The sequence below is a fragment of the Halomonas sp. PGE1 genome (assembly GCF_013000985.1).
Taxonomy (GTDB): domain Bacteria; phylum Pseudomonadota; class Gammaproteobacteria; order Pseudomonadales; family Halomonadaceae; genus Halomonas; species Halomonas alkalicola.
In genome coordinates this window covers 863,259-889,867 of the sequence record NZ_CP053032.1, presented here as the reverse complement: position 1 = coordinate 889,867, position 26,609 = coordinate 863,259, and the positions used below count along the sequence as shown (strand labels likewise).

The following is a 26,609-nucleotide window of genomic DNA, read 5'->3' as shown; positions in this document are numbered from 1 at the left end:
CCAGGGGGCTCAATGGTTGTCGATCATTCGCTCGAGGTCCACCGATAGCGGATCCAGCACCTCGGACCAGCTCAGGTAGGGGGTGCTGCCGGTGCCGTTGACCAGCGCGGTGAACACCCCCCAGCGCCCGCTGCGCGTGCGGAAGTAGCCGCTCACCGCCCGCACCGCCACCGGCTGGTTGAGGGTGCCGGTCTTGAGCATGACGTGGTGCTGGAAGGTCGGCGACCCGCGGCGGATGGAGCGCATCACCCCGTTGCCGGGGGACTGCAGGGTCGCCACGAAGCTCGGGAACAGCGACGGACGGTGGAACATGCTCTCCAGCAGCGCATTGGCGCCACGGGCCGAGGTGCGGTTCTCGGTGGTCAGGCCGCTGCCGCTGAGCAGGGTCACCGGGCCGTGGTCCGGGATGCCGGCCACGAACGCCTCGATGGCCGCACCGCCGAGGCGCAGATCGGCGCGGGGGGTCTCCACCAGGTTCAGGGCGAGGATGTCGGCCATGAAGTTGTTGGAGTAGTTCATCACCCGCAGCAGCAGCTCCTGCAGCGGCTTGCCCTCGACTTCGGCCAGCGACCGGGCGCCGGCAGGCGGCTCGGCCAGGGTGGTCTCGACCCCGCCGCGCACCGCGATGCCGGCCTGGTCGAGCATCGCCAGCAGGGTCCTGGCCATCTGGTCGGCGGGATCGGAGCTGCCCCGGTAGATGTCCCGGGGACGGGCATTGGTGGAGATCTGGCCGCTGAGCACCATGACATCATGGCCGTTGCGGGTGATGCGCTCGGCGCGCAGCTCGGTGCCGCTGTTGTCCGGCCGGGTCTCCACGCGGTTGTCGATCTCGAGAATGGCCGCCTGGCTGTCGCAGCCGGTCACCCGGGCCGGCTGCCCGGAGGCAGCGCCGGGTGCCACGCTGACGCACCAGCTGCCATAGTTGACCCCCGCCGAGGAGAGCAGCGCGCTGTAGGCGTTGGCCGTGCGATCGCGGGCCTGGCAGCGGTCGGTGGTGATGCACTCCACCGGGCCGAAGCGCCACTGGCTGACCAGCAGCCGCCCCTCCACCTCGCGTACCCCGGCCTGGTGCAGGCGCTGTACCAGCCGCCACAGGTCCTCGGTGGTCAGCGCCGGGTCGCCGCCGCCGTCGAGGATCAGGTCGCCCGACAGCACGCCATCGCCGTCCGGGCGCGACTCGGCGAGCAGCCGGGTGGTGAAGCGATGCTGGGGGCCCCAACGATCCAGCGCCGCGGCGGCCAGGTAGCTCTTGGTCACCGACGCCGGCGAGAGCTGGCGATCGGCCTCGATGGCCCCCAGCACCGTTCCCTCATCGATCAGGCGCGCCTCGGCGCTGATCAGGAAGCCCTTGTCGGCCAGCCGGCCCAGCTGGGTGAAGCCCGAGGCCTGGGCAGTCACCGGCAGCAGGCAGGCCAGGAAGAGAAGCAGTTTCGACAGACGACGACACATGGCAACACCGCGGGGTTGGATCAGTAGGGGGATATCAGTGGCTGGATATCGAGGGAGCCAGCGTCACGAGATCGGGACGAGGCCGGGATCATGGGGCAGCTCCACCACCAGCTTCCATAGCGGCTGTCCGCTGACATGGTACTTCTGCTCGAAGGGAGTCAGGAAATCATTCCCCGGCACATGGGGCCCGACCTCGGCCTTGCGGCCGGTGGCCTGGGCCACGGCCAGGGCGAACTCCTCCACATAGAGCCGCCAGTTGGAGCGCAGCTCCAGGCGCCCGCCAAGGGCCAGGATCACCGGAAGGACCGGGTGGCCCTGCCAGCGCATCTTGAGATGGGCCGCCTTGGGGTAGGGATTGGGGTAGAGCAGGTAGTGGCGCACGGGCCGCCAGCCATCGGCCAGCGCCAGGCGCCAGAAGTCCACCAGGTCGGCGCGCACCAGCAGGGCGTTGTCGGGCAGCGGGCCATGCTCGCGGGTCAGGCGGCTCTCGCTGCGATCCACGCCGATCACCGCATGGTTGGCAAAGCGCTCCGCCAGGCGGCGGGTGGAGAGCCCCACTCCGCAGCCGGCGTCCAGAATCAGCGGCATGTCGGGCCGCGCGGCACGCCATGTCCGAGCCGCCTCAAAGGCCTGGCGAGTGTGCTCTGCCACCGGCTTGCGCAGCGGGTGCGCCAGGGCGCGTGCCACACGCCGGCTCAGGTCCTCGTGGGGCCCGGGCTGGTTGGTGACGATGGAGCGGGAACTGCATTGCATGGTGATCGGCCACGACACGAAACAAGGGGATGATTCTATCAGTCCGGCATGATGGCCGCATGACCGCCAGAAATGCGAAAAACCCCGACCATCTCGCGATGATCGGGGCTTTTCTCTATAAGTGCCTGACGATGATCCGGCCGGCGCTCCGGGGGCCGGCACTCCGGGACTCTCCATGGGGAGACCCCCAGAACGACGAAACCCCAGCCATAGGGCTGGGGTTTCTGAAAAGGTGCCTGACGATGATCTGGCCGGCACTCCGGGACTCTCCATGAGGAGACCCCCGGCTCGACACGGTGGGGCCATGCGAAAAGCCCCGACCATCTCGTGATGATCGGGGCTTTTCTATATAAGTGCCTGACGATGACCTACTCTCACATGGGGAGACCCCACACTACCATCGGCGCTGAGCGGTTTCACTGCTGAGTTCGGCATGGGATCAGGTGGTTCACGCACGCTATGGTCGTCAGGCGAAAAGGGGGTGAATCATGCTGACGTCGAGACGTCTCTTGCGTATCCGCTGTCATCTGTCATCGACAGACCACTTGGGTGTTATATGGTCAAGCCTCACGGGCCATTAGTATCGGTTAGCTCAACGCCTTGCAGCGCTTCCACACCCGACCTATCAACCAGCTGGTCTCGCTGGGCCCTTCAGGAGGCTCAAGGCCTCAGGGAAGTCTCATCTTGAAGGGGGCTTCCCGCTTAGATGCTTTCAGCGGTTATCCTGTCCGCACATAGCTACCCGGCAATGCCACTGGCGTGACAACCGGAACACCAGAGGTGCGTCCACTCCGGTCCTCTCGTACTAGGAGCAGCTCTTCTCAAACTTCCAACGCCCACGGCAGATAGGGACCGAACTGTCTCACGACGTTCTAAACCCAGCTCGCGTACCACTTTAAATGGCGAACAGCCATACCCTTGGGACCGACTTCAGCCCCAGGATGTGATGAGCCGACATCGAGGTGCCAAACACCGCCGTCGATGTGAACTCTTGGGCGGTATCAGCCTGTTATCCCCGGAGTACCTTTTATCCGTTGAGCGATGGCCCTTCCATACAGAACCACCGGATCACTAGAACCTACTTTCGTACCTGCTCGACGTGTCTGTCTCGCAGTCAAGCACCCTTATGCTCTTGCACTCAATGCACGATTTCCAACCGTGCTGAGGGTACCTTCGTGCTCCTCCGTTACGCTTTGGGAGGAGACCGCCCCAGTCAAACTACCCACCACACACGGTCCTCGATCCGGATAACGGACCTGAGTTAGAACGCCAATGATGCCAGGCTGGTATTTCAAGGTTGGCTCCACCCGAACTGGCGTCCGGGTTTCAAAGCCTCCCAGCTATCCTACACAAGCAACATCAGCGTCCAGTGTGAAGCTATAGTAAAGGTTCACGGGGTCTTTCCGTCTAGCCGCGGGTACACAGCATCTTCACTGCGATTTCAATTTCACTGAGTCTCGGGTGGAGACAGCGTGGCCATCATTACGCCATTCGTGCAGGTCGGAACTTACCCGACAAGGAATTTCGCTACCTTAGGACCGTTATAGTTACGGCCGCCGTTTACCGGGGCTTCGATCAGGAGCTTCGCTTGCGCTAACACCATCAATTAACCTTCCGGCACCGGGCAGGCGTCACACCCTATACGTCCGCTTGCGCGTTTGCAGAGTGCTGTGTTTTTAATAAACAGTTGCAGCCACCTGGTATCTTCGACCGCCTCGTGCTCCGGGAGCAAGTCCCTTCACACTAACGCGGCGTGCCTTCTCCCGAAGTTACGGCACCATTTTGCCTAGTTCCTTCACCCGAGTTCTCTCAAGCGCCTTGGTATTCTCTACCTGACCACCTGTGTCGGTTTGGGGTACGGTCCCACTGTATCTGAAGCTTAGAGGCTTTTCCTGGAAGCGTGGCATCGATGACTTCCTGACCGTGGTCAGTTCGTCTCGCCTCTCGGCCTTAGGATCCCGGATTTGCCTGAGATCCCAGCCTACTGGCTTTCACCAGGACAACCAACGCCTGGCTCACCTAGCCTTCTTCGTCCCCCCATCGCAATACAGTGAGGTACGGGAATATTGACCCGTTTCCCATCGACTACGCCTTTCGGCCTCGCCTTAGGGGCCGACTCACTCTGCTCCGATTAGCGTCGAACAGAAACCCTTGGTCTTCCGGCGGGGGAGTTTTTCACTCCCCTTGTCGTTACTCATGTCAGCATTCGCACTCGTGATACCTCCAGCAGACTTCTCAATCCACCTTCATCGGCTTACACGACGCTCCTCTACCGCTCATCCAGAGGATGAACCCGTAGCTTCGGCACCTGGTTTGAGCCCCGTTACATCTTCCGCGCAGGCCGACTCGACTAGTGAGCTATTACGCTTTCTTTAAAGGATGGCTGCTTCTAAGCCAACCTCCTAGCTGTCTGAGCCTTCCCACCTCGTTTCCCACTTAACCAGGATTTCGGGGCCTTAGCTGACGGTCTGGGTTGTTTCCCTTTTCACAACGGACGTTAGCACCCGCTGTGTGTCTCCCACGCTGCACTCACCGGTATTCGGAGTTTGCCTCGGGTTGGTAAGTCGGGATGACCCCCTAGCCGAAACAGTGCTCTACCCCCGGCGGTGATACGTGAGGCGCTACCTAAATAGCTTTCGAGGAGAACCAGCTATCTCCGGGCTTGATTAGCCTTTCACTCCGATCCACAAGTCATCCAAATCTTTTTCAACAGATCCTGGTTCGGTCCTCCAGTTGATGTTACTCAACCTTCAACCTGCTCATGGATAGATCGCCCGGTTTCGGGTCTATTCCCAGCGACTGGTCGCCCAGTTAAGACTCGGTTTCCCTACGCCTCCCCTATACGGTTAAGCTCGCCACTGAAAATAAGTCGCTGACCCATTATACAAAAGGTACGCGGTCACAGAACAAGTCTGCTCCCACTGCTTGTACGCACACGGTTTCAGGATCTATTTCACTCCCCTCTCCGGGGTTCTTTTCGCCTTTCCCTCACGGTACTGGTTCACTATCGGTCAGCCAGGAGTATTTAGCCTTGGAGGATGGTCCCCCCATATTCAGTCAAGGTTTCACGTGCCCCGACCTACTCGATTTCACATGATCAGATTTTCGACTACGGGGCTATCACCCACTATGGCCGCGCTTCCCAGCGCGTTCGTCTAATCAGTCACATGCTTAAGGGCTGGTCCCCGTTCGCTCGCCGCTACTGGGGGAATCTCGGTTGATTTCTTTTCCTCGGGGTACTTAGATGTTTCAGTTCCCCCGGTTCGCCTCCCAACACCTATGTATTCAGTGTGGGATACCCTGCTTATGCAGGGTGGGTTTCCCCATTCAGAAATGCCCGGGTCACAGGTCGTTTGCCACCTCGCCGAGCCTTATCGCAGGCTACCACGTCTTTCATCGCCTCTGGCTGCCTAGGCATCCACCGTGTGCGCTTCATCGCTTGACCATATAACCCCAAGGGGTCTGATCTGCGATGACAGTTTGACAATTGCCGGATACGCTTGAGACGTATCTCATGTTCTTCCTGAATCTCTCCAGGAAGGAACGTTTGTCAGCATGATTCACATTGTTAAAGAGCAGACTGTCAATCGACAGTCATAAACCGGTCATTGCAAGGTGCAAGGATGGCTTATGACTGCGGATCCGATCAGGTAATGACTGTTGTGGGGGGGAGGATGGTGGAGCCAAGCGGGATCGAACCGCTGACCTCCTGCGTGCAAGGCAGGCGCTCTCCCAGCTGAGCTATGGCCCCACGATAGCCCGATACTTCTGGGTAATGTTTATTCAGGCAAGGCATTTTCGTGGCGACGCATAGCCTGCTATGCGAGTCACAGAAATAACGCAGGACTGGATCAAATTTGGTGGGTCTGGGCAGATTTGAATAAACCCCGCGACCTCACCCTTCTCTTTACAGAAATTCTGGGGGCGCGCTCTAACCAACTGAGCTACCCGGCCGTTCAGAGAATGGTGGGTCTGGGCAGATTTGAACTGCCGACCTCACCCTTATCAGGGGGTGCGCTCTAACCAACTGAGCTACAGACCCATTGGTCACGCTGGGCCTATACCCAAACAGTCTTTTGCTCTGGTCGATCAGGTAATTCATTGTGAGCACTTGCCGCGTGTCGGGACGTCGTCGATAAGGAGGTGATCCAGCCGCAGGTTCCCCTACGGCTACCTTGTTACGACTTCACCCCAGTCATGAACCACACCGTGGTGATCGCCCTCCGAAGTTAGGCTAACCACTTCTGGTGCAGTCCACTCCCATGGTGTGACGGGCGGTGTGTACAAGGCCCGGGAACGTATTCACCGTGACATTCTGATTCACGATTACTAGCGATTCCGACTTCACGGAGTCGAGTTGCAGACTCCGATCCGGACTGAGACCAGCTTTTCGGGATTAGCTCCACCTCGCGGCTTCGCAACCCTTTGTACTGGCCATTGTAGCACGTGTGTAGCCCTACCCGTAAGGGCCATGATGACTTGACGTCGTCCCCACCTTCCTCCGGTTTGTCACCGGCAGTCTCCTTAGAGTTCCCGACATGACTCGCTGGCAAATAAGGACAAGGGTTGCGCTCGTTACGGGACTTAACCCAACATTTCACAACACGAGCTGACGACAGCCATGCAGCACCTGTCTGTGCGTTCCCGAAGGCACCAATCCATCTCTGGAAAGTTCGCACGATGTCAAGGGTAGGTAAGGTTCTTCGCGTTGCATCGAATTAAACCACATGCTCCACCGCTTGTGCGGGCCCCCGTCAATTCATTTGAGTTTTAACCTTGCGGCCGTACTCCCCAGGCGGTCGACTTATCGCGTTAACTGCGCCACAAAGCTCTCAAGGAGCCCAACGGCTAGTCGACATCGTTTACGGCGTGGACTACCAGGGTATCTAATCCTGTTTGCTACCCACGCTTTCGCACCTCAGCGTCAGTGTCAGTCCAGAAGGCCGCCTTCGCCACTGGTATTCCTCCCGATCTCTACGCATTTCACCGCTACACCGGGAATTCTACCTTCCTCTCCTGCACTCTAGCCTGACAGTTCCGGATGCCGTTCCCAGGTTGAGCCCGGGGCTTTCACAACCGGCTTATCAGACCGCCTACGCGCGCTTTACGCCCAGTAATTCCGATTAACGCTCGCACCCTCCGTATTACCGCGGCTGCTGGCACGGAGTTAGCCGGTGCTTCTTCTGTGGGTGATGTCCTTCCTCGAGGGTATTAGCCCCAAGGCTTTCTTCCCCACTGAAAGTGCTTTACAACCCGAAGGCCTTCTTCACACACGCGGCATGGCTGGATCAGGCTTTCGCCCATTGTCCAATATTCCCCACTGCTGCCTCCCGTAGGAGTTCGGGCCGTGTCTCAGTCCCGATGTGGCTGATCATCCTCTCAGACCAGCTACGGATCGTCGCCTTGGTGAGCCATTACCTCACCAACAAGCTAATCCGACATAGACTCATCCGATAGCGCAAGGTCCGAAGATCCCCTGCTTTCTCCCGTAGGACGTATGCGGTATTAGCCTGGGTTTCCCCAGGTTATCCCCCACTACCGGGCAGATTTCTATGCATTACTCACCCGTCCGCCGCTCGCCACCAGGAAGCAAGCTTCCCGTGCTGCCGCTCGACTTGCATGTGTTAGGCCTGCCGCCAGCGTTCAATCTGAGCCATGATCAAACTCTTCAGTTTAAGATCATATAGTCCTTACCCTTCGAAGAAGGAAGCGGACCAAACTTGGCTCAAGGTTCAAACGTTCTCAAAAAGATCCGAAGATCTTTGACGAGTCGCTTGCCTTGATGTTTCAGTGACTGGTCACCGACACATCGACAAGCGCCCACATGAATTACCTGATCGATTGTTAAAGAGCGGCTCCCGTCTCGACATTCGAGTGGAGCGTCTCGCTTGCTGTCGGTGAGAGTGAACTCTCTGTCGCCAGCGCCCTGCGAGGAAGGCGTATTCTACCGATTCGCTTCAGCGTGTCAAGCGGCGGTTGGCGGTGCGTGGCACCCCGTCCGACTTTCGCTGACTGCTCACCTCATCTTGCCGAGGCGCTGCGAATAGAGCCCTCAGCGAGCCCTGCAGAACAAGTGGTGCGCATTCTAGCGAATCCGCGGTGAGTGTCAAGCGAGAAGATTTTCGAAACTTTCAAAAATCCCAAGCAGAACAACCACTTCTACCACCTTTCACCGCCTGCAACCTTGCTGGTCACCGGCAGCGGATGCATACTTTACGGCTTCCCCCGGCCCGGGGCAAGCCCTCTCTGTAAAAAAGTTTCAGGATGATGGCAGAGCGGCGAATCCGGGGAGTCAGTACATCGCCCCGAACTATCCACAGCGCCGCAGCGGAAGGGGCTGTGGACAAACCGCGGCGCCGAGACGACAGCGCCCGCACGAGGCGGGCGCTGTGATCATGAGGCGGTGGTAGTCAGCCGGCGGGGGGCGCGTTCTTCATCTTGCGCATCACGGCCATCACCGGACCGGAGGCCACGTAGGCCCCGAACAGCAGCAGCAGCATCACCGAGGGCTGCATCGAGATCACCACGAAACCGAGCACGATGGCCAGCAGCACCACGAAGGGCACCGGCCCCTTGAGGTCCACCTCCTTGAAACTGTAGTAGCGGATATTGCTGACCATCAGCACGCCGGCGGCGGCCACGATCAGCAGCATCAGCAGCTTGAAGCCGAAGGCCTCGGCATCGAAGCTGTGGAAGGTCCAGATGCTGGCGGCCACCAGCGCCGCCGCCGAGGGACTGGGCAGGCCGATGAACCACTTCTTGTCGACGCTGCCGATCTGCACGTTGAAGCGCGCCAGGCGCAGCGCGGCACAGGCGACGTAGAGGAAGGCCACCACCCAGCCGGTTTTGCCGATGTCCTGGAGAATCCAGGTGAAGGCCACCAGCGCCGGCGCCGCCCCGAAGGAGAGCATGTCCGAGAGACTGTCATACTCGGCGCCAAAGGCGCTTTGGGTGTTGGTCATGCGCGCCACCCGGCCATCCAGGCCGTCGAGCACCATGGCGATGAAGATCGCCACCGCCGCTGCGGTGAAGTCGCCGTTGATGCCGGCAACGATCGCGAAGAAGCCCGCGAACAGGGCCGAGGTGGTGAAGAGGTTGGGCAGCAGATAGATTCCCTTGCGGCGAACCTTCTTGCCATCCTCCACGGCCTCCTCGATCACCTCGGTCTCGCGCACGAAGGCCGCCGCCAGATCCTCCTCGGCCGGGGGCACCCGCTCGGGTGACGCCTGGGCGTCCGGCTCGGCATCCGGCCGGGCAGGGTCGTGATCGGTAGTACGGGGGTCCTGACTCATGCGTCTCGTCCATAGCCGAAATGAAGGCGCCGCGAGGGCGCACCCTCATTCTACACGCCCGACACGCCCCCACAACGCCACGCATCGGCTCGGCCCCACAATGAAAGAGGGCGCGGATGCCCGCGCCCTCTTCGTCTGTCCGACAACCGATCGGGATCAGTTCTTGGACTTGTCCACCAGCTGGTTGGCGGCGATCCACGGCATCATGCCACGCAGCTTGGCACCCACGATCTCGATCTGGTGCTCGGCGTTCAGGCGGCGACGCGCCGTCATCGACGGGTAGTTGCCGTTGCCTTCCTGGATGAACATCTTGGCGTACTCGCCGGTCTGGATGCGCTTGAGAGCGTTGCGCATCGCCTCGCGAGACTGCTCGTTGATCACCTCGGTGCCGGTCACGTACTCGCCATACTCCGCGTTGTTGGAGATGGAGTAGTTCATGTTGGCGATGCCGCCCTCGTACATCAGGTCGACGATCAGCTTGAGCTCGTGCAGACACTCGAAGTAGGCCATCTCGGGGGCATAGCCCGCCTCGGTCAGGGTCTCGAAGCCGGCCTTGACCAGCTCGACGGCGCCGCCGCACAGCACGGCCTGCTCACCGAACAGATCGGTCTCGGTCTCATCCTTGAAGGTGGTCTCGATGATGCCGCTGCGGCCACCGCCGACGCCGGCAGCGTAGGAGAGCGCCAGCTCCTTGGCGGAGCCGGAGGCGTCCTGGTGAATGGCGATCAGGTCGGGGATGCCGCCACCCTTGACGAACTCGGAGCGCACGGTGTGGCCCGGGGCCTTGGGCGCGATCATGATCACGTCCAGGTCCTTGCGCGGCTCGATCTGGTTGTAGTGGATGTTGAAGCCGTGGGCGAAGGCCAGGGTGGCACCCTGCTTCAGGTTCGGCTCGACCTCGTTCTCGTAGATCGCCTTCTGATTCTCGTCCGGGGCCAGGATCATCACCACGTCGGCGGTCTTGCACGCCTCGGGCACGCTGGCGACCTTGAGGCCGGCGGCCTCGGCCTTGGCGGCGGAGGAAGAACCGGCGCGCAGGGCGACGGTGACGTCGACGCCGGACTCCTTCAGGTTGTTGGCGTGGGCGTGGCCCTGTGAGCCGTAGCCCACGATGGTGACCTTCTTGCTCTGGATGAGGGAGAGGTCGCAATCCTTGTCGTAGTAAACGTGCATGGTCGTGCTCCTGGAACGTCGATGAATGTGGGTGTCAGCGTTGATGGCCACCCGCCCCGTCTGACGCGGGACTGGATTCGCGGCATCCGATGGGGACACCATACGCCAGCCCTACCATTGCGTAAAACGCGATATTTGCAACGTGACATGCCAGATCATGCAATACTGACCTCATGGACATGCGCCCCCTCAAGCACTTCCTCGCCCTGGCCGACAGCCTGCACTTCGGCCGCGCCAGCGAAACCTGCCACGTCAGCCCCTCGACCCTCTCCCGCTCGATCCGCCAGCTCGAGGAGAGCCTGGGGGTCACGCTCTTCGAGCGCGACAACCGTCACGTGGCCCTGACCCGCCAGGGCGAGACCTTCCAGGCCTACGCCCGAGAGGCCCTCGAGCAGTGGGAACAGCTGCGGCTCTCGCTGCAGAGCGAGGCGCTGCGACTCACCGGGGAGATCAGCGTCTACTGCTCGGTGACCGCCAGCTACAGCTTCCTCTACGCGCTGCTCAGCGAGTTTCGCACCCACCACCCCGGCATCGAGCTCAAGCTGCATACCGGCGACCCCGCCGAGGCCATGGCGCGGGTGCTGGCCGGCGAGGAGGACATGGCGATCACCCCCCGCCCGCGACGCACCCCCGAGGCGCTGGCCTTCAAGTCGCTGACCCGTGCGCCGCTGGTGTTCATCGCGCCGCGGGAGGCCGCCCCGTGGATTCCCTCTACCCCGGAGTCGCCCAGCGCCGAGCAGTGGCGGGAGGTGCCGATGATCCTCTCCGAGGCGGGCCTCTCCCGGGAGTTTGCCGACACCTGGTTCAAGGCACTGGGGGTGGCGCCACGCATCTACGCCCAGGTGGCGGGCCACGAGGCGATCGTCAGCATGGTGGGGCTGGGCTTCGGCATCGGCGTGGTGCCGAAGATCGTGCTCGACAACAGCCCGCTCCAGGAGCGGGTGCGGGTGCTGCCGGTGAAGCCGGAGCTGCCCCACTACGACGTGGGCCTCTGCGTGCTGGAGCGACGCCTGCGAAGCCCGCTGATCCAGGCGCTATGGGATGAGGTGATCGAGCGCTGAGGTTTTCCCCGAAAACAGCAAGGCCGCCCCGAGGGGCGGCCTAACATTCTGCAGATGTAGATTTACGTCACGAGCGACGATAAGTCGGCCACCGCCGGAGCGCAGCAACCGGAGTTGACTGGCTGCTCAATGAGGATTGTGAGCACCGCCGGTGGCCGAGATGGCTAGGTTCGCTCCCGGCGAACCAGCGCACTTCCCACATCCATGTGGGTCGTCGAACGCAGTAGTAAATCAGAGCGACAGCACCTTGTCGCCGCGGGCAATACCGGAAACCCCGGTACGCGCCACCTCCAGGATGCCCACCGGGGCCATGGCCTGCAGGAAGGCGTCCAGCTTGCCGGCATCGCCGGTGATCTGCACGGTGTAGAGGCTCGGCGACACGTCGACGATCTGCGCGCGGAAGATATCCACGGTGCGCTTCACCTCGTCGCGGGCCGCGCCCAGCGCCTTGACCTTCACCAGCATCAGCTCGCGCTCGATGTGGTTGCCCTCGGTGAGGTCCACCAGCTTGACCACGTCGATCAGCTTGTTGAGGTGCTTGGTGATCTGCTCGATCACCCGGTCATCGCCCACGGTGGTGACGGTGAGGCGCGACAGGGTCGGCTCCTCGGTGGGCGCCACGTTCAGCGTCTCGATGTTGAAGTTGCGCTGAGAGAAGAGCCCCACCACGCGAGACAGGGCGCCCGGTTCGTTTTCCATCAGAATCGAGATGATATGGCGCATCAGGTCCGCTCCGTCTTGGAAAGCAGCATGTCACGCATGGCGCCCAGGGGCACCTGCATCGGATAGACGTGCTCGTGCGGGTCGACCGCCACGTCGAGGAACACCAGCTCGTGCTTGTCGGCCAGGAAGCGCTCCAGGGCCGGCTCGAGCTGGTCGAGGGTCTCGACCTTCAGCGCGGTGAAGCCATAGGACTCGATCAGTTTCTGGAAGTCGGGCAGCGACTCCATGTAGGAGTGGGCATGGCGGGACTTGTAGTTCAGGTCCTGCCACTGGCGCACCATCCCGAGCGAGGCGTTGTTCAGGTTGATGATCTTCACGCCCACCCCGTACTGCTTACAGGTGGAGAGCTCCTGCATCATCATCTGGAAGCTGCCCTCGCCGGTCACGCAGACCACCTGCTCTTCCGGGAAGTTCTGCTTGATGCCCATGGCCGCCGGGAAGCCGAAGCCCATGGTGCCGAGGCCGCCGGAGGTGATGAAGCGGTTGGGCTTGTCGAACTTGTAGTACTGGGCGGCAAACATCTGGTGCTGCCCCACGTCGGTGGTGACATAGGCCTCGCCGCGGGTCACCCGGCACAGCGCCTCGACCACCTCCTGAGGCTTGATCTTCTCGCCGGGCTTCGAGGGCTCGTAGAGCTTGCCCACGCGCTCCTCGCGCCAGCCGTCGATCTTCTGCCACCACTCGGCCAGGGCCTCGGGGTTGGCGATCTCCTTGCCCTGCACCAGGCTGATCATCTCGCTGATCACGCTGCCGGCCGGCCCCACGATGGGCACGTCGGCGCGCACCGTCTTGGAGACCGAGCTCGGGTCGACGTCCACATGGATGATCTTGGCCGTGGGGCAGAACTTGGAGGTGTTGTTGGTGACACGGTCATCGAAGCGCGCCCCGATGGCGATGATCAGGTCGGCATGGTGCATGGCCATGTTGGATTCAAAGGAGCCGTGCATGCCCAGCCAGCCCAGACACTGCCTGTCGCCCTGCGGGTAGGCGCCGATGCCCATCAGGGTGGTGGTGATCGGGAAGCCCAGCTGCTTGACCAGATCGGTGAGCCCCTCGCTGGCCCGCCCGGTGACCACGCCGCCGCCGGTATAGAAGACCGGGCGCTTGGCCTTGAGCATCATCTCCACGGCCTTCTTGATCTGGCCGGTGTGCCCGCGGGTGACCGGGTTGTACGAGCGCATCTTGACCTTCTTCGGGTAGACGTACTCGTAGCGCTCGGTGGGGGCGGTCATGTCCTTGGGAATGTCCACCACCACCGGGCCGGGACGACCGGTGGAGGCCAGGTAGAAGGCCTTCTTGAGGACTTCGGGAATCTCGGTCGGATGCTTGATCGAGAAGCTGTGCTTCACGATGGGGCGAGTCACGCCGATGATGTCGGTTTCCTGGAAGGCGTCGTCGCCGATCAGGTGGCTCATCACCTGGCCGCACAACACCACCATCGGGATCGAATCCATGTAGGCGGTGGCGATGCCGGTGACGGCGTTGGTGGCGCCGGGGCCGGAGGTGACCAGCACCACGCCGGGCTTGCCCGAGGCGCGCGCGTAGCCGTCGGCGGCGTGGGTGGCGGCCTGCTCGTGGCGCACCAGGATGTGCTTGACCTTGTCCTGACGGAACAGGGCGTCGTAGATGTGCAGCGCCGCTCCGCCTGGATAGCCGTAGATATATTCGACGCCCTCATCCTGCAGGAAGCGGGCGATCATGTCCGCGCCGGAAAGCAGTTCCACGTTGTGTTTCTCCCCTGGAGGTCTCGAGTGCGATCCGCGCCCGAAGCGGGCGCGGGGTCGAGTGCGGCGGTATGCCGCTGCCGGACATGCCGGCACCTGATGCCAAACCCTGGCAGTTAAAGACCCTGTTGGGGCCTGCACTCTCATCGCGGCGGATCGCCGCGTCGGGGCGTTGGCCGGGACGGGCGGTTGGCCCGTGCCCGGAAGTCCTTCGGCGGGTAGAGGCCCTCTGGCCTACCCATCGCGCGGGGATGAGGGGGTTGCCCGCAGAGTTCCGCGCCCGCAAATCAGGAAGGGCCAAGATTCCATTAGCGATGCAACGGTGTCAACCGCATAAAAAGTGTGAGAGTGGCGAGGGGCATGGGCATAAAAGAGCCCGCCGGGTTGAACACCGGGCGGGCAAGGGGGTTACAGGACGCAACCTGAACTCAGTGTAGACCGTCGCCGGGCTCGCACCCGGCCGGCCGCGTAACGCTTTGTACGCCTCAGCTCTGGAACACCAGCTGGGTGCCCTCGGCCTCCACGTGGATGACATCTCCCGGCAGAAACCTGCCGGCCAGCAGGTCCTGGGCGAGCGGGTTCTCGAGCCGCGCCTGGATCGCCCGCTTGAGCGGGCGGGCGCCGTAGACCGGGTCGAAGCCCACCACGGCGAGCTGCGCCATGGCCGCATCGCTGACCTCGAGGCCGAGGTCGTGCTCGGCCAGCCGCGCACGCAGCCGCGCAAGCTGGATGGCGGCGATGGCCTGGATCTGCTCCTGGCCCAGGGCGTGGAACACCACGACCTCGTCGATGCGGTTGATCAGCTCGGGGCGGAAGTGGCTGCCCACCACCTCCATCACCATCTCCTTCATCTGCTCGTAGTTCTTGTCAACGTTGGAGTCGTCGCCGCCCAGGCGCTGGATGATCTCCGAGCCCAGGTTGGAGGTCATCACGATCACAGTGTTGCGGAAGTCCACGGTGCGACCCTGGCCATCGGTGAGGCGTCCGTCCTCCAGCACCTGCAGCAGGATATTGAAGACGTCCGGGTGGGCCTTCTCCACCTCGTCGAGCAGCAGCACCGAGTAGGGCTTGCGCCGCACCGCCTCGGTCAGGTAGCCGCCCTCCTCGTAGCCCACGTAGCCGGGGGGCGCCCCGATCAGCCGCGCCACCGAGTGCTTCTCCATGAACTCCGACATGTCGATGCGCACCATCGCCTCCTCGGTGTCGAAGAGGAAATGGGCCAGCGCCTTGCACAGCTCGGTCTTGCCCACCCCGGTGGGGCCCAGGAACAGGAAGGAGCCGTTGGGGCGATTGGGGTCGGCGAGCCCGGCCCGGGAGCGCCGCACGGCGTTGGCCACCGCGGTCACCGCCTCCTCCTGGCCGATCACCCGCTCGTGGAGCGCCTCCTCCATGCGCAGCAGCTTGTCGCGCTCGCCCTCGAGCATCTTGGCCACCGGGATGCCGGTCCAGCGCGAGACCACCTCGGCGATCTCCTCCTCGGTGACGTTGGAGCGCAGCAGCTGGTGACGGGTAGTGTCGGCCTCGCCCTCGCCGGCCTCGCTGATCTTCTTCTCGAGCGCGGGGATCACCCCGTACTGGATCTCGGACATCCGCGCCAGGTCGCCCTGGCGGCGCGCCTGCTCCAGCTCGACCCGGGCGCGCTCGAGCTCGTCCTTGAACTGGGCCGCCCCCTGAATGCTGGCCTTCTCGGCCTTCCAGATCTCCTCGAGGTCGGCGTACTCCCGCGAGAGGGCCTCGATCTGCTCCTCGAGGACCTCGAGGCGCTTCTTCGAGGCCTCGTCGGTCTCCTTCCTGAGGTGCTCGCGCTCCATCTTGAGCTGAATCAGCCGACGATCGAGACGGTCCATCTCCTCGGGCTTGGAGTCGAGCTCCATGCGGATGCGCGAGGAGGCCTCGTCGACCAGGTCGATGGCCTTGTCGGGCAGCTGGCGGTCGGTGATGTAGCGTGCCGAGAGCTTGGCCGCGGCGATGATGGCGCCGTCGGTGATATCGACGCCGTGGTGCACCTCGTAGCGCTCCTTGAGGCCGCGCAGGATCGCCACGGTATCCTCCTCGCTGGGCTCATCCACCAGCACCTTCTGGAAGCGCCGCTCGAGCGCCGCGTCCTTCTCGATGTACTGGCGGTACTCGTCCAGGGTGGTGGCGCCCACGCAGTGCAGCTCGCCGCGGGCCAAGGCCGGCTTGAGCATGTTGCCGGCGTCCATGGCGCCCTCGGCCTTGCCGGCACCCACCATGGTGTGCAGCTCGTCGATGAACAGGATCACCCGGCCCTCCTCCTGGGCCAGCTCCTTGAGCACCGACTTGAGGCGCTCCTCGAACTCGCCGCGGAACTTGGCGCCGGCCAGCAGCGCGCCCATGTCCAGCGACAGCACGCGCTTGTTCTTGAGGCCCTCGGGCACCTCGCCGTTGACGATGCGCTGGGCCAGGCCCTCGACGATGGCGGTCTTGCCCACGCCGGGCTCGCCGATCAGCACCGGGTTGTTCTTGGTGCGCCGCTGCAGCACCTGGATGGTGCGGCGGATCTCGTCGTCGCGGCCGATCACCGGGTCGAGCTTGCCGCTGGCGGCGCGCTCGTTGAGATCCAGGGTGTACTTCTCCAGCGCCTCGCGGCTCTCCTCGGCGTTGGGATCATCGACCCGCTCGCCGCCGCGCACGCCGTCGACGGCGGCCTCCAGGGCCTTGCGAGTCACCCCCGCCTGGGTCAGCAGCCGGGTAACCGCGTGCCCCATCTCGAGGGCGGCCAGCAGCACCAGTTCGCTGGCGATGTACTGGTCGCCCCGCTTCTGGGCCTCGCGGTCGGTGAGGTTGAACAGCTTGATCAGCTCGCGGGAGGGCTGCACCTCGCCGTCGAAGTGGGCGACCTTCGGCAGGTCGTCGAGGTGGCCCACCAGGGCGTCGCGAAGCCGGGCGGCATCGCCGCCGGCCTTCTGGACCAGCGCCTTCACGCCGGTATCGCGGGCATCCAGCAGCGCCAGCAGCAGGTGGCCGGGTTCCAGCTGGTTATGGCCGCGGCCAACCGCCAGGGACTGGGCATCGGCCACGGCGCTCTGCAGCTTGGCGGTGAACTTGTCGAAACGCATGAGAACTTCCTCCATCGGGGTGGCGAGGCGGTCGGACGCCCCGCTCGGCCCGGTCAATTTGTCTTGACACACTCAATGGAGTCAGGCTGGCCGGCTTTCAAGTCGGCCGCCAGGGGAAGCACGTGGCAAGTTGACGCGGATCAAGGCACAAGGAGTCGCTCTTCGACCGGCCCACGGCGCCTCTCGCTTGGCGCTATCGCAGCCAGATCACGCTGGCCATTCGCCCGGTGCGGCCATCGTCGCGGCGATGGGAGTAGAAGCGCGGTTCGCAGGCGGTGCAGAAGTGGCCGCCGCTGATGTGGGCGACGCCGAGACGTTCCAGGCGCAGGCGCGCCAGGCGGTAGAGGTCGGCCATGTAGTGACCCAGGCGATAGGGGCTCGGGTCGAAGGCGTCGGCCGCCTCGGGGTGCACGCCAGCGAAGGCCTGGTAGACCTCGGGCCCCACCTCGAACTGGGCATTGGAGATCGCCGGCCCCAGCCAGGCCAGCTGCTCCTCCGGCGGCACGCCCAGCGCCGCCACCGTGGCCTCGAGCACCCCGCCGGCCAGCCCGCGCCAGCCCGCGTGGGCCACCGCCACCCGCGTGCCGCGAAGGTCGCTGAAGAACACCGGCAGGCAGTCGGCGGTGAGCACCACGCAGGCGTAGTCGCGATTGACGGCCACCGCGGCATCGGCCTCGGGCGGCGTCGCCTCGAAGTGCTGCTGTACCCGGGCGCCGTGGACCTGGTTGAGCCACAGCAGCGGCCGCTCCTCGTCGACCTGCTTCTGCAGCAGGCGCCGGCAGAGGGCCACGTGGTCGGGGTTGTCGCCGACGTGGTCCGCCGGGTTGAAGCAGGCAAAGTCGCCCTGGCTCGGGCCGGTCTCGCGGGTGGTGACGAAGGCGCCCACGGAGGTGGGCGCCGGCCAGTCGGGCAGGATCAGGGTCGGCCGCAGATCGGGGGCATCGCTCATCAACGGGTCCTCGACAAGGAGGGGTCAGCGCATCGTCTCGTGGTCATGGCGCAGGTAGTCCAGCAGCATCAGGATGTCATCCGGCAGCGCCGAGCGAAAGGTCACCGTCTCGCCGCTGCCGGGATGCACGAAGGCCAGCTTGCGGGCGTGGAGCGCCTGGCGCGGGAATTCGCGCAGGATCTCCTTGAGGGGCTCGGCGGCACCGGGCGGCAGCTTGAGGCGACCGCCGTAGGTGGGGTCTCCCACCAGGGGGTAGCGCAGGTGGGCCAGGTGCACGCGGATCTGGTGGGTGCGCCCGGTCTCCAGCCGGCAGCGGACATGGGTATGGGCGCGGAAGCGCTCCACCACCCGGTAGTGGGTCACCGCCGGCTTGCCGGAGGCCGTCACCGCCTGGCGCTTGCGATCCTTGGGGTGGCGGCCGATGGGGGCGTCCACCGTGCCGCCGGAGGTCATCACCCCCACGCACACCGCATCGTACTCGCGGGACACGGTGCGCGCCTGGAGCTGCGCCACCAGGGCCGTCTGGGCGGCCAGGGTCTTGGCCACCACCATCAGGCCGGTGGTGTCCTTGTCGAGGCGATGGACGATGCCGGCTCGCGGCACGCCGGCAAGCGCGGGGCAGTGGTGCAGCAGCGCATTGAGCAGGGTGCCATCGGGATTGCCTGCCGCCGGATGCACCACCAGCCCCGCGGGCTTGTCGATCACCAGCACCTCGTCGTCCTCGTGCACCACCGCCAGGGGGATGTCCTCGGGCTCGAAGCGGGTGTCATCCTCGATCTCGGCGTCGAGGCGCAGCCACTCGCCGCCGTAGACCTTGTCCCTGGGCTTGGCAGGCCGACCGTCCAGGGTCAGCGCCCCGGCCTTGATCCAGGCCTTGAGGCGCTCGCGGGAGTGGTCGGCGAAGAGCTCGGCAGCGGCCTGGTCGAGGCGCAGGCCGGCCATGGCGTCGGGAACGCGTTGCTGGGCTTCCAGGGTCTGTGGCATGGGTGCGGGGCGGCCTGTCAGCAGGAGAGTGGGTCAGAGCAGCGCGCGGTGACTGCGTTTTGCCGCGCAGTGCTTTATAGTGAGCGGGTTTCGGTCGATTCTACCACGGCCAGTCCGCGTTGTTTGCCACGAGGATCACGATGCGCGTATTCCGCCCTACCGCCCGACTTGCGGCCCTGCTGGTGGCCTCCAGCCTGCTGGTGGGCTGCGCCAGCAGCGGCTCCACCGATGAAGAAGAGGATGAGTTCGCCGGGATCGCCGAGCGCGAGCTCTACGAAGAGGCGCGCAGCTCCCTGGAGCGGCGCAACTTCACTGCGGCCATCACCCGGCTCGAGGCCCTGGACACCCGCTTCCCCTTCGGCAACCACGCCGAACAGGCGCAGCTGGAGCTGATCTACGCCTACTACGAGAGCAGCGACTGGGAAGCCACCCGAGCCGCAGCCAGCCGCTTCATCCGCCTCCACCCGAGCCACCCCCAGGCCGACTACGCGCTCTACATGCGCGCGCTCGCCGCCTGGCAGGCCGGCCGCTTCAGCCTCGAGCGCCTGAAGCTGATCGACATCTCCCGGCGTGACCTGGGCGCCTCCCGCGACGCCTACACCGACTTCAGCGAACTGGTGCGGCTCTACCCCAACAGCCAGTACGCCCCGGATGCCCAGCAGCGCATCGTCTACCTGCGCAACCTGATGTCCCGCCACGAGCTTCACGTGGCCGACTACTACCTGCGCCGCGGGGCCTACCTGGCCGCCGTGGAGCGCGGCCGCTGGGTGATCGAGAACTACCCGGAGAGCGAGGCGACCCGCGACGCCCTGGCGGTGATGGTCGAAGGCTATCTGGGCCTGGAGATGCGCGACCGCGCGCGTGAGGTGCTGGAAGTGCTGATCGAGAACGACCCCCGCCACAACCAGCTGCGCGGCCGCACCTTCGAACCCAGGCACGTGAACGCCCAGTCGCTCTCGGCCTGACCCCGAGCGCCCGCCCCGCCCTGAGCCCCACACGGCAGAACGCCACCTCCCGAGGGGGAGGTGGCGTTCCGGGGCAGCCTGGTCGCGGCGGGCCCTACTCGCCGGGTTGCCAGCCGTTGACGATGGGATAGCGGCGGTCGCGACCGAAGCCGCGCCGGGTGACCCGCACCCCCACCGCGGCCTGGCGGCGCTTGTACTCGCAGCGGTCCACCAGCCGGACCACCTGGTAGACATCGTCGCAATCGAAGCCCGCTTCGATGATCGCCTCGGCGCTCATGTCGCCCTCGATATAGCGCACCAGGATGGCATCCAGGGTGTCGTAGTCCGGCAGCGAGTCGCTGTCCTGCTGGCCGGGGGCGAGCTCCGCGGAGGGCGGCCGCTCGATGACCCGCTCGGGGATCGCCGGCGACTGAGTATTGCGCCAGCGGGCCAGGCGGTAGACCCAGGTCTTGTAGACGTCCTTGATGGCGTTGTAGCCCCCCGCCATGTCGCCATAGAGGGTCGCATAGCCCACCGCCATCTCGCTCTTGTTGCCGGTGGTGAGCACCATCAGGCCCTTCTTGTTGGAGATCGCCATCAGCAGCACGCCGCGACAGCGCGACTGCAGGTTCTCCTCGGTGGTGTCGCGCTCGCTGCCCTCGAAGACCCCGGCCAGGGTCGTCATGAAGGCCTCCACCATGGGCTCGATGGGCAGCACCTCGTAGTGCACGCCGAGCAGCTCGGCCTGCCTGGCGGCGTCCTCCTTCGAGATGTCCGCGGTGTAGTGGTAGGGCATCATCACCGCCTGCACCCGCTGGGGGCCCAGCGCATCCACGGCGATGGCCAGCGACAGCGCCGAGTCGATGCCCCCGGAGAGCCCCAGCACCACCCCCTCGAAGCCGCTCTTGTTGACGTAGTCGCGAAGCCCGGTGACCAGCGCGCAGTAGAGGTTCTCCTCGGGCTCGACGTCGGGCTCGGTCTCGCCCGGCTGCGGCACCCAGTGGCCCTTCTCCCTGACCAGCTGCACCGGCATCAGCCCCACCTGCCAGTGGGGCGCCTGGATCATCAGGCTTCCCTTGGCATCCACGCAGGCGGAGCCGCCGTCGAACACCAGCTCGTCCTGGCCGCCGATCATGTTGACGTAGACGATGGGCAGCCCCACCTCGGCGGCCCGCGCCTCGAGCAGACGCAGCCGCTCGGCGGGCTTGTCCTGGTGGAAGGGGGAGGCGTTGAGGCTGACCAGCACCTGGGCACCGGCCTCCCGGGCCTGGCGCGCCGGCGCCTCGTCCCACAGGTCCTCGCAGATCAGCAGGCCCAGCTTCGCCCCCTTGTGATCGAGCACCAGCGGCTGGGTGCCGGCGGCGAAGTAGCGCTGCTCGTCGAACACCTGGTAGTTGGGCAGCGCCTGCTTGGCATACTCGCCTAGCCACTCGCCGTTGTAGAGGGCGCCGGCCAGGTTCCAGGTGCGCCCCTCGCGGCGCCCCGGGTAGCCGACGATCACCAGCACGTCGCGCACCACCTTCTGCGCCATGCGCGCGCGGGCCGCCCGCAGGCGGGTCTCCATGGAGGGGCGCAGCAGCAGGTCCTCCGGCGGGTAGCCGGTCAGGAAGAGTTCGGGGAGCACCACGATATCGGCACCATGCTCGATGCGCGCCTCGCGCACCGCCTCGATGGCGCGATCGGTATTGCCGGGAATGTCCCCGACCAGGGGGTCCAGCTGAGCCATCACCAGCGTCAGGTCTTGCATGGGCTTGGAAATCTCTCGAGAATCGACGAATACACCCATTGTCCCGCAAGGGCCGCCGACTGGCAAAGCCGTCCCGCCCCCACCTGGGAGTCCCCTACGGAATGAACCTCTTGATCATCCGCCTGATCATCTTCGCCGTGCTGTTCTTCGCCGGCCTCAAGCTCTACCGCATGTACCGGGAGTGGAAGCTCAACCGCGAGGAGCTGCTGGAGCACGACGACGACGCCCGCCCGGAGGGCGGCCAGATGGTGCGCTGCAGCTGGTGCAAGGTGCACGTCCCCGAGAGCGACGCCCTGCGCGACCAGGGCGAGTGGTTCTGCTCCAGCGCCCACCTCGACCGCTACCTCCAGGAGCAGAAGGAGCAGGCCCCGGACGACCGGGAGTAGGCTCTGCCTGAAAAGTCGGCCAGCGCCTTCTAACAGCGCCCTTCCAGGGCATAGGGCGTCGGATCGAGGATCGGCTCGCGACCCAGCAGCCGATCCACCAGCAGCCGCGTCGAGGCCGGCGCCAGCACCAGGCCGTTGCGGTAGTGGCCGGCATTGACGTACAGGTTGTCGAGGCCCGGCACCGCCCCGATGAAGGGCACCCCGTCCGGCGAGCCCGGGCGCAGCCCCGCCCAGTGGTGCTCCACCTTGCAGTCGGCCAGGGCCGGGATGATCGCCGTGGCGCTGCTCAGCAGCGATGCCCTTGCCTCGGTGTCCGTCGACTTGTCGAAGCCGCACTCCTCCAGGGTGGAGCCGGCCAGCACGCGACCGTCGGCGCGGGGAATCACGTAGCGGCCGTCCATCAGCACCACCCGCTGCACCAGCCCCGGCGGCGCCTTGAACAGGATCATCTGCCCCTTCACCGGACGCACCGGCAGGGCAACGCCCAGCGTCTCGAGCAGCCCCGCCGCCCAGGCCCCGCCGCTCACCACCACCTGGCCGCCGGCCAGGTCGCCGCGGGTCGTCTGCACCGCCAGCACCCGGCCGCCGGCCACCTCGAACCCCGTCACCTCGACCTCCTCATGCAGGGTGACCCGGGGCATCGCCGCCAGCCGCGTCCGCAGCGAACTCACCAGCCGCGGGTTGCGGATGCTGCCCAGGGTCGGCATCCACAGCGCCTCCTGAAAGCCCGGCGCCGCCTGAGGCTCCCGGGCATAGAGGAAGTCGGCATCGACGCGCTCGAGCCGCTTGCCCTGCTCCCGGGCCCACTCAAGGGCGCGCGCCTCGTCCTCCACCCGCAGGTAGAGCAGCCCCTTCTGGCGGTACTCCGGGTCGACGCCGCTCTCCTCCCGCAGGCGCAGGGCCAGCTCGGGGTAGAAGCCCTCCGACCAGCGCGACAGCCACGAGACCGCCGGGCCGTAGCGCCAGGGATAGAGCGGCGAGACGATGCCGCCCCCCGCCCAGGATGCCTCCTGGCCGCAGCGGCGGCGCTCGACCAGGGTCACCGAGTGGCCCGCATCGGCCAGCTGCAGCGTGGTCATCATGCCGATGACCCCGCCCCCCACAATCAGGAATTCGCTCACAGTCATTGTCCGTTTTGTCTGACAGGGAGATCGCGTCGCTTGGCTAGGGTGAAGGGACCACCCACGGGTCAGGGAGTCCACTCCGGGAGGGCCACATGCGCCCCATCACGCCTCGCCACATCGTCCGCCACCCTGTCGATGCCAGCGGCCACCAGGCAGGGCGCTCTGCGCCGCCCTGGTCCGCTCTCCACCAGCACGGCCTGACGCTGATCGAGCTGATCGTGGCCATCGCCGTGCTGCTCATTCTGTTCACCGCGGCGATTCCCCGCTACCAGCAGTTCACCGCCCGCAACGAGGTGGCCGCCGAGGTGATGCGCATCAAGACCGCCCTGGCGCTGGCCCGCAATACCGCGGTCACCCGACGCCAGGTGATCGCCCTCTGCCCGGTCACCGGCCCGGAGGCCACCCACTGCGAGAAGCATGACTGGACGCTGCCCATCGCCATCCTCGACGGCCACGCCACCGCCGGCAATCTGGCCGACGTCGAGGTACTGCGGGTGCTCGAGCCCAGCCGCGGGCCGACCATCACCTTCAACCGCGACTACCCGGTGCGCTACCAGGCCACCGGCTGGAGCCGTGGCCACAACGGCACCTTCACCGTCTGTGGTCGCCACGGCGATGGCCGCAAGATCATCGTCAACAATATGGGGCGGGTACGCCTCAATGACGAGGAGACGGACCCCGCCCAGTGCTGATGACACCAGGCCTCAGCTGACCCCCATATAGCGCCCGGGCTTGTGGTTGAGCGCGATGATCAGGTTGAGGGCCACGGCGCCCAGCACCGACAGGCCGACCCGCTCCAGAGGCAGCAGGGCAAGGGCCAGCAGCATGATGGCGCCGTCGATGGCGAGCTGCACATAGCCGGCGCGCCAGCCGTGGCGGTCCTGCAGGTAGAGCACCAGGATGTTGACCCCGCCGAGGCTGGCGCGATGGCGAAACAGCACCAGCATGCCCAGCCCGATCAGGCAGCCGCCCATCAGCGAGGCGTAGAGCGGCGCCACCGCCTCGATCACGATCCAGCGCCCGGTCAGCTCGGAGAAGAGCGACACCAGGCCGATGGCGGCAAAGGTGCGCAGGGTGAAGGACCACCCCATGCGGCGGATGGCCAGCCAGTAGAACGGCAGGTTGATCAGGAAGAACCAGACCCCGAAGGACCAGCCGCTGGCGTACTGCAGCAGGAAGGCGATACCGGCGGTGCTACCGGTGAGCAGCAGCGCCTGGCTGTAGAGGGTGACGCCCAGGGCCACGAAGAGGGTGCCGATCAGCAGCGCCAGGGCATCCTCGTAGTGGCGATGGGGGTCGGTGGGCTGTTCTTGCGGGTCCATGGCGCCTCTCTTGCGACGGATGACGGTGGGGCAGTGTAGCGAAGCGCTGCCCGGGGGCGCTTGATCCAGGTCCCGGGATCAGCTCGGCGCGGCGTGCTCCACCATCAGCTGCAGGCTCTCGCGACCCCGCCAGCGATTGCGGTTGAGCTTGTAGGCGCAGCGCAGCCTATCCCCGACGCCGAAGGCGGGGATCTCGCCGGGGGTCAGGGCCCGGAACCAGATCGCCTTGAGGCTGACCGGCCCGGAGGAGAGCTCCAGCATCAGGTGGGTGCCATCGGCCCCCACCGGCCGCAGCGCCTCCACCACGAAGTCACCCTGGAACAGCGGCGCCTCGAACTCGCGGCCATAGGGGCCCAGCGCCTGCAGCTCGTCCAGGGTCGCCAGGCTCAGCTGATCCGCCCCCAGCTCGCCGTCGGTGAGGATCTTCGGGTAGAGCGCCGCGCCGCCCAACTGCTCGCCTACCGCCTGCAGGAAGGCCGCCCTGAAGGCCTCGAGACGCTCGACGGGCACGCCGACGCCGGCGGCCCCGCGGTGGCCCCCGAAGCGGGGCAGTGCCTCCGGGGCCAGCTCGAAGGTGCGCTGCAGGGCATCGCGCAGGTGCAGCCCCTCGATGGAGCGCCCGGAGCCGGTGAGCATGCCGGGGGCCGCCGCCGGGGTCAGCACCAGCGCCGGGCGCCCGTAGGCCTGCACCAGGCGGGACGCCACGATGCCCTGCACGCCGGGGTGGCCGCTGTCCAGAAACACCACCACGGCGGGCTCGTCGGCGGCCAGCGCCGGCAGCGCCAGCGCCCTCGCCTCTTCGGCCATGTCGGCCTCGATCGCCTTGCGCGACTGGTTATCCTGGTCGAGCACGTCGAGGTAGCGGCTCGCCACATGATCCTGCTCGGCGAGCATGAAGTGCAGCGCCGCATAGGGGTCGTCGAGCCGCGAGCGGGCGTTGATCCGCGGCCCCATCTGGAAGCCCAGGGTCTCGGCGTCGAAGGGCACGCTGTCGGCGCCCAGGCGCTCGGCCATGGCCCGCCAGCAGGCGGCCTCCATGCGGTTGATCAGGGCCAGGCCGTGGGTCACCACGGCGCGATTGGCGGGGCTGCCGCCCAGGGAGACGCAGTCCGCCACGGTACCGAGCGCCACATAGGAGAGCCAGGGCGAAAGCTTGGGCGTGGTTTCAGCAAGCACGCCCCACTCGATCAGCACGCCGCGGGCCAGCGACATCACCAGCCAGGCCACCATGCAGCCGGCGATGGTGGGGTCGGGGTAGGCGCAGTCCTCCCGGGTGGGGTTCACCACGGCGTGGGCCGAGGGCGGCGGCCCCTCCACCGGTAGGGCGTGGTGGTCGCTGACCACCACGTCGATGCCCGCCGCGGCCAGGCGCGCAATACGCGGCTCATCGGAGCTTCCGCAGTCGGCGGTGATCACCAGGGTCGGGCGCGGCGAGAGGGCGAGGGTGCGCTCCACCAGCGGCAGGCTGATGCCGTAGCCGTCATGGATGCGGTGGCCGATCAGGCTGTGCAGCTTCACCTCCGGCACGCCGAAGAGCTCCACCAGGGTGCGCCTTATCACCACGTGGGAGGTGATGCCGTCCACGTCGTAGTCGGTGAGGATGCCGATATGCTCGCCGTCGACCACCGCGCGGGCGATGCGCTCGGCGGCACGGCGGCCATCGGCGAGCTGTTCGGGGTGGGCCAGGTGGCGCAGGCTGGGCGCGACCAGGGGGCCGATCTCGCCCGTAAAGCCCGCCAGGCGCCCGGCGAGGATCCGCGCCTGGAGCTCGGATAGCCCCTCGCGTTGGGCGCGGGCGTAGAGGGCAGCATCCCGGGGCCGCGGCAGGATGCGCGGCCTCAGGCGCTCACTCAGTTCGATGGGATCGCTTGCGGCGTTCACGCCTGACTCCTGCAGAT

The 26,609-nt window shown here is 65.5% G+C and carries 17 protein-coding genes, 2 tRNA genes and 3 rRNA genes; 4 read left to right on the top strand and 18 right to left on the bottom strand.

All coding sequences use genetic code 11. The features are described from left to right. Positions 1 to 9: 9 nt before the first annotated feature. From dacB to ilvC, 9 genes are all read right to left on the bottom strand, one after another. Positions 10 to 1,449, bottom strand: a complete 1,440-nt coding sequence (gene dacB / locus HIR79_RS04260; protein WP_169957340.1) for a D-alanyl-D-alanine carboxypeptidase/D-alanyl-D-alanine endopeptidase — start codon at positions 1,447 to 1,449, stop codon at positions 10 to 12. 63 nt (positions 1,450 to 1,512) lie between these two features. Then, entirely contained in the window at positions 1,513 to 2,202 is a 690-nt protein-coding gene (gene trmB, locus HIR79_RS04255) for a tRNA (guanine(46)-N(7))-methyltransferase TrmB (RefSeq protein WP_169957337.1), read from the bottom strand. 355 nt (positions 2,203 to 2,557) lie between these two features. After that, a 5S ribosomal RNA gene (rrf, locus tag HIR79_RS04250) occupies positions 2,558 to 2,673 on the bottom strand. Between the two features lie 85 nt (positions 2,674 to 2,758). Next, positions 2,759 to 5,647, bottom strand: a 23S ribosomal RNA gene (locus HIR79_RS04245). Between the two features lie 230 nt (positions 5,648 to 5,877). Continuing rightward, positions 5,878 to 5,953: transfer RNA gene (locus HIR79_RS04240), tRNA-Ala, on the bottom strand. 213 nt (positions 5,954 to 6,166) lie between these two features. Beyond that, a tRNA-Ile gene (locus HIR79_RS04235) sits at positions 6,167 to 6,244 on the bottom strand. Positions 6,245 to 6,338: 94 nt separating this feature from the next. Further along, positions 6,339 to 7,877, bottom strand: a 16S ribosomal RNA gene (locus HIR79_RS04230). Together the 16S, 23S and 5S rRNA genes with 2 tRNA genes alongside form the textbook arrangement of a ribosomal RNA operon. 735 nt (positions 7,878 to 8,612) lie before the next feature. Further along, positions 8,613 to 9,494 (bottom strand): CDP-diacylglycerol--serine O-phosphatidyltransferase, encoded by an 882-nt coding sequence (gene pssA, locus HIR79_RS04225; protein ID WP_110070880.1) that lies wholly within the window; start codon positions 9,492 to 9,494, stop codon positions 8,613 to 8,615. Between the two features lie 156 nt (positions 9,495 to 9,650). After that, complete coding sequence (ilvC, locus tag HIR79_RS04220) at positions 9,651 to 10,769, bottom strand: ketol-acid reductoisomerase (RefSeq protein WP_283241852.1); 1,119 nt, start codon at positions 10,767 to 10,769, stop codon at positions 9,651 to 9,653. Positions 10,770 to 10,840: 71 nt separating this feature from the next. On the opposite strand from ilvC, the gene ilvY reads away from it, so the two are divergent. Next, a complete protein-coding gene (ilvY, locus tag HIR79_RS04215) occupies positions 10,841 to 11,728 on the top strand; it encodes an HTH-type transcriptional activator IlvY (protein WP_110070878.1) in 888 nt (295 codons plus the stop codon). A 231-nt stretch (positions 11,729 to 11,959) separates the two neighbouring features. Here the strand turns inward: ilvY and ilvN are convergent, their stop codons facing one another. From ilvN to rluD, 5 genes are all read right to left on the bottom strand, one after another. Further along, on the bottom strand, positions 11,960 to 12,451 hold the full coding sequence (ilvN, locus tag HIR79_RS04210; protein WP_110070877.1) for an acetolactate synthase small subunit: 492 nt from the start codon (positions 12,449 to 12,451) through the stop codon (positions 11,960 to 11,962). Then, on the bottom strand, positions 12,451 to 14,175 hold the full coding sequence (locus HIR79_RS04205) for an acetolactate synthase 3 large subunit (RefSeq protein WP_110070876.1): 1,725 nt from the start codon (positions 14,173 to 14,175) through the stop codon (positions 12,451 to 12,453). The genes ilvN and HIR79_RS04205 overlap by 1 nt, the downstream gene beginning before the upstream one ends. Before the next feature lie 485 nt (positions 14,176 to 14,660). Continuing rightward, positions 14,661 to 17,255 carry an ATP-dependent chaperone ClpB gene (clpB, locus tag HIR79_RS04200; RefSeq protein WP_169957332.1) on the bottom strand — a complete coding sequence of 865 codons (2,595 nt, stop codon included), beginning with the start codon at positions 17,253 to 17,255 and terminating at the stop codon, positions 14,661 to 14,663. 193 nt (positions 17,256 to 17,448) lie between these two features. Beyond that, positions 17,449 to 18,204 carry a peptidoglycan editing factor PgeF gene (pgeF, locus tag HIR79_RS04195; RefSeq protein ID WP_110069996.1) on the bottom strand — a complete coding sequence of 252 codons (756 nt, stop codon included), beginning with the start codon at positions 18,202 to 18,204 and terminating at the stop codon, positions 17,449 to 17,451. 24 nt (positions 18,205 to 18,228) lie between these two features. Beyond that, positions 18,229 to 19,188: a 23S rRNA pseudouridine(1911/1915/1917) synthase RluD gene (rluD, locus tag HIR79_RS04190; RefSeq protein WP_169957329.1), complete on the bottom strand. Its 960-nt coding sequence runs from the start codon at positions 19,186 to 19,188 to the stop codon at positions 18,229 to 18,231. Between the two features lie 140 nt (positions 19,189 to 19,328). On the opposite strand from rluD, the gene HIR79_RS04185 reads away from it, so the two are divergent. Beyond that, the gene (locus HIR79_RS04185; protein WP_169957326.1) at positions 19,329 to 20,153 is read left to right on the top strand and encodes an outer membrane protein assembly factor BamD; all 825 of its coding nucleotides are present in this window, start codon (positions 19,329 to 19,331) and stop codon (positions 20,151 to 20,153) included. Between the two features lie 94 nt (positions 20,154 to 20,247). Here the strand turns inward: HIR79_RS04185 and HIR79_RS04180 are convergent, their stop codons facing one another. Next, complete coding sequence (locus HIR79_RS04180) at positions 20,248 to 21,879, bottom strand: NAD+ synthase (protein ID WP_169957324.1); 1,632 nt, start codon at positions 21,877 to 21,879, stop codon at positions 20,248 to 20,250. Between the two features lie 101 nt (positions 21,880 to 21,980). Here HIR79_RS04180 and HIR79_RS04175 point away from each other — a divergent pair, with 101 nt between their 5' ends. Continuing rightward, entirely contained in the window at positions 21,981 to 22,265 is a 285-nt protein-coding gene (locus tag HIR79_RS04175; protein ID WP_169957321.1) for a PP0621 family protein, read from the top strand. A gap of 29 nt (positions 22,266 to 22,294) precedes the next feature. On the opposite strand, the gene thiO is transcribed toward HIR79_RS04175, so the two are convergent. Continuing rightward, a complete protein-coding gene (gene thiO / locus HIR79_RS04170) occupies positions 22,295 to 23,386 on the bottom strand; it encodes a glycine oxidase ThiO (protein WP_169957319.1) in 1,092 nt (363 codons plus the stop codon). A gap of 95 nt (positions 23,387 to 23,481) precedes the next feature. On the opposite strand from thiO, the gene HIR79_RS04165 reads away from it, so the two are divergent. Beyond that, positions 23,482 to 24,081, top strand: a complete 600-nt coding sequence (locus HIR79_RS04165; RefSeq protein ID WP_169957316.1) for a GspH/FimT family pseudopilin — start codon at positions 23,482 to 23,484, stop codon at positions 24,079 to 24,081. A 12-nt stretch (positions 24,082 to 24,093) separates the two neighbouring features. Here HIR79_RS04165 and HIR79_RS04160 read toward each other — a convergent pair whose 3' ends face one another. Together HIR79_RS04160 and HIR79_RS04155 are read right to left on the bottom strand one after the other, a co-directional pair. Beyond that, entirely contained in the window at positions 24,094 to 24,711 is a 618-nt protein-coding gene (locus HIR79_RS04160) for a YitT family protein (RefSeq protein WP_119022992.1), read from the bottom strand. Positions 24,712 to 24,789: 78 nt separating this feature from the next. Then, the gene (locus HIR79_RS04155; protein WP_169957313.1) at positions 24,790 to 26,592 is read right to left on the bottom strand and encodes a single-stranded-DNA-specific exonuclease RecJ; all 1,803 of its coding nucleotides are present in this window, start codon (positions 26,590 to 26,592) and stop codon (positions 24,790 to 24,792) included. Positions 26,593 to 26,609 lie beyond the last annotated feature (17 nt).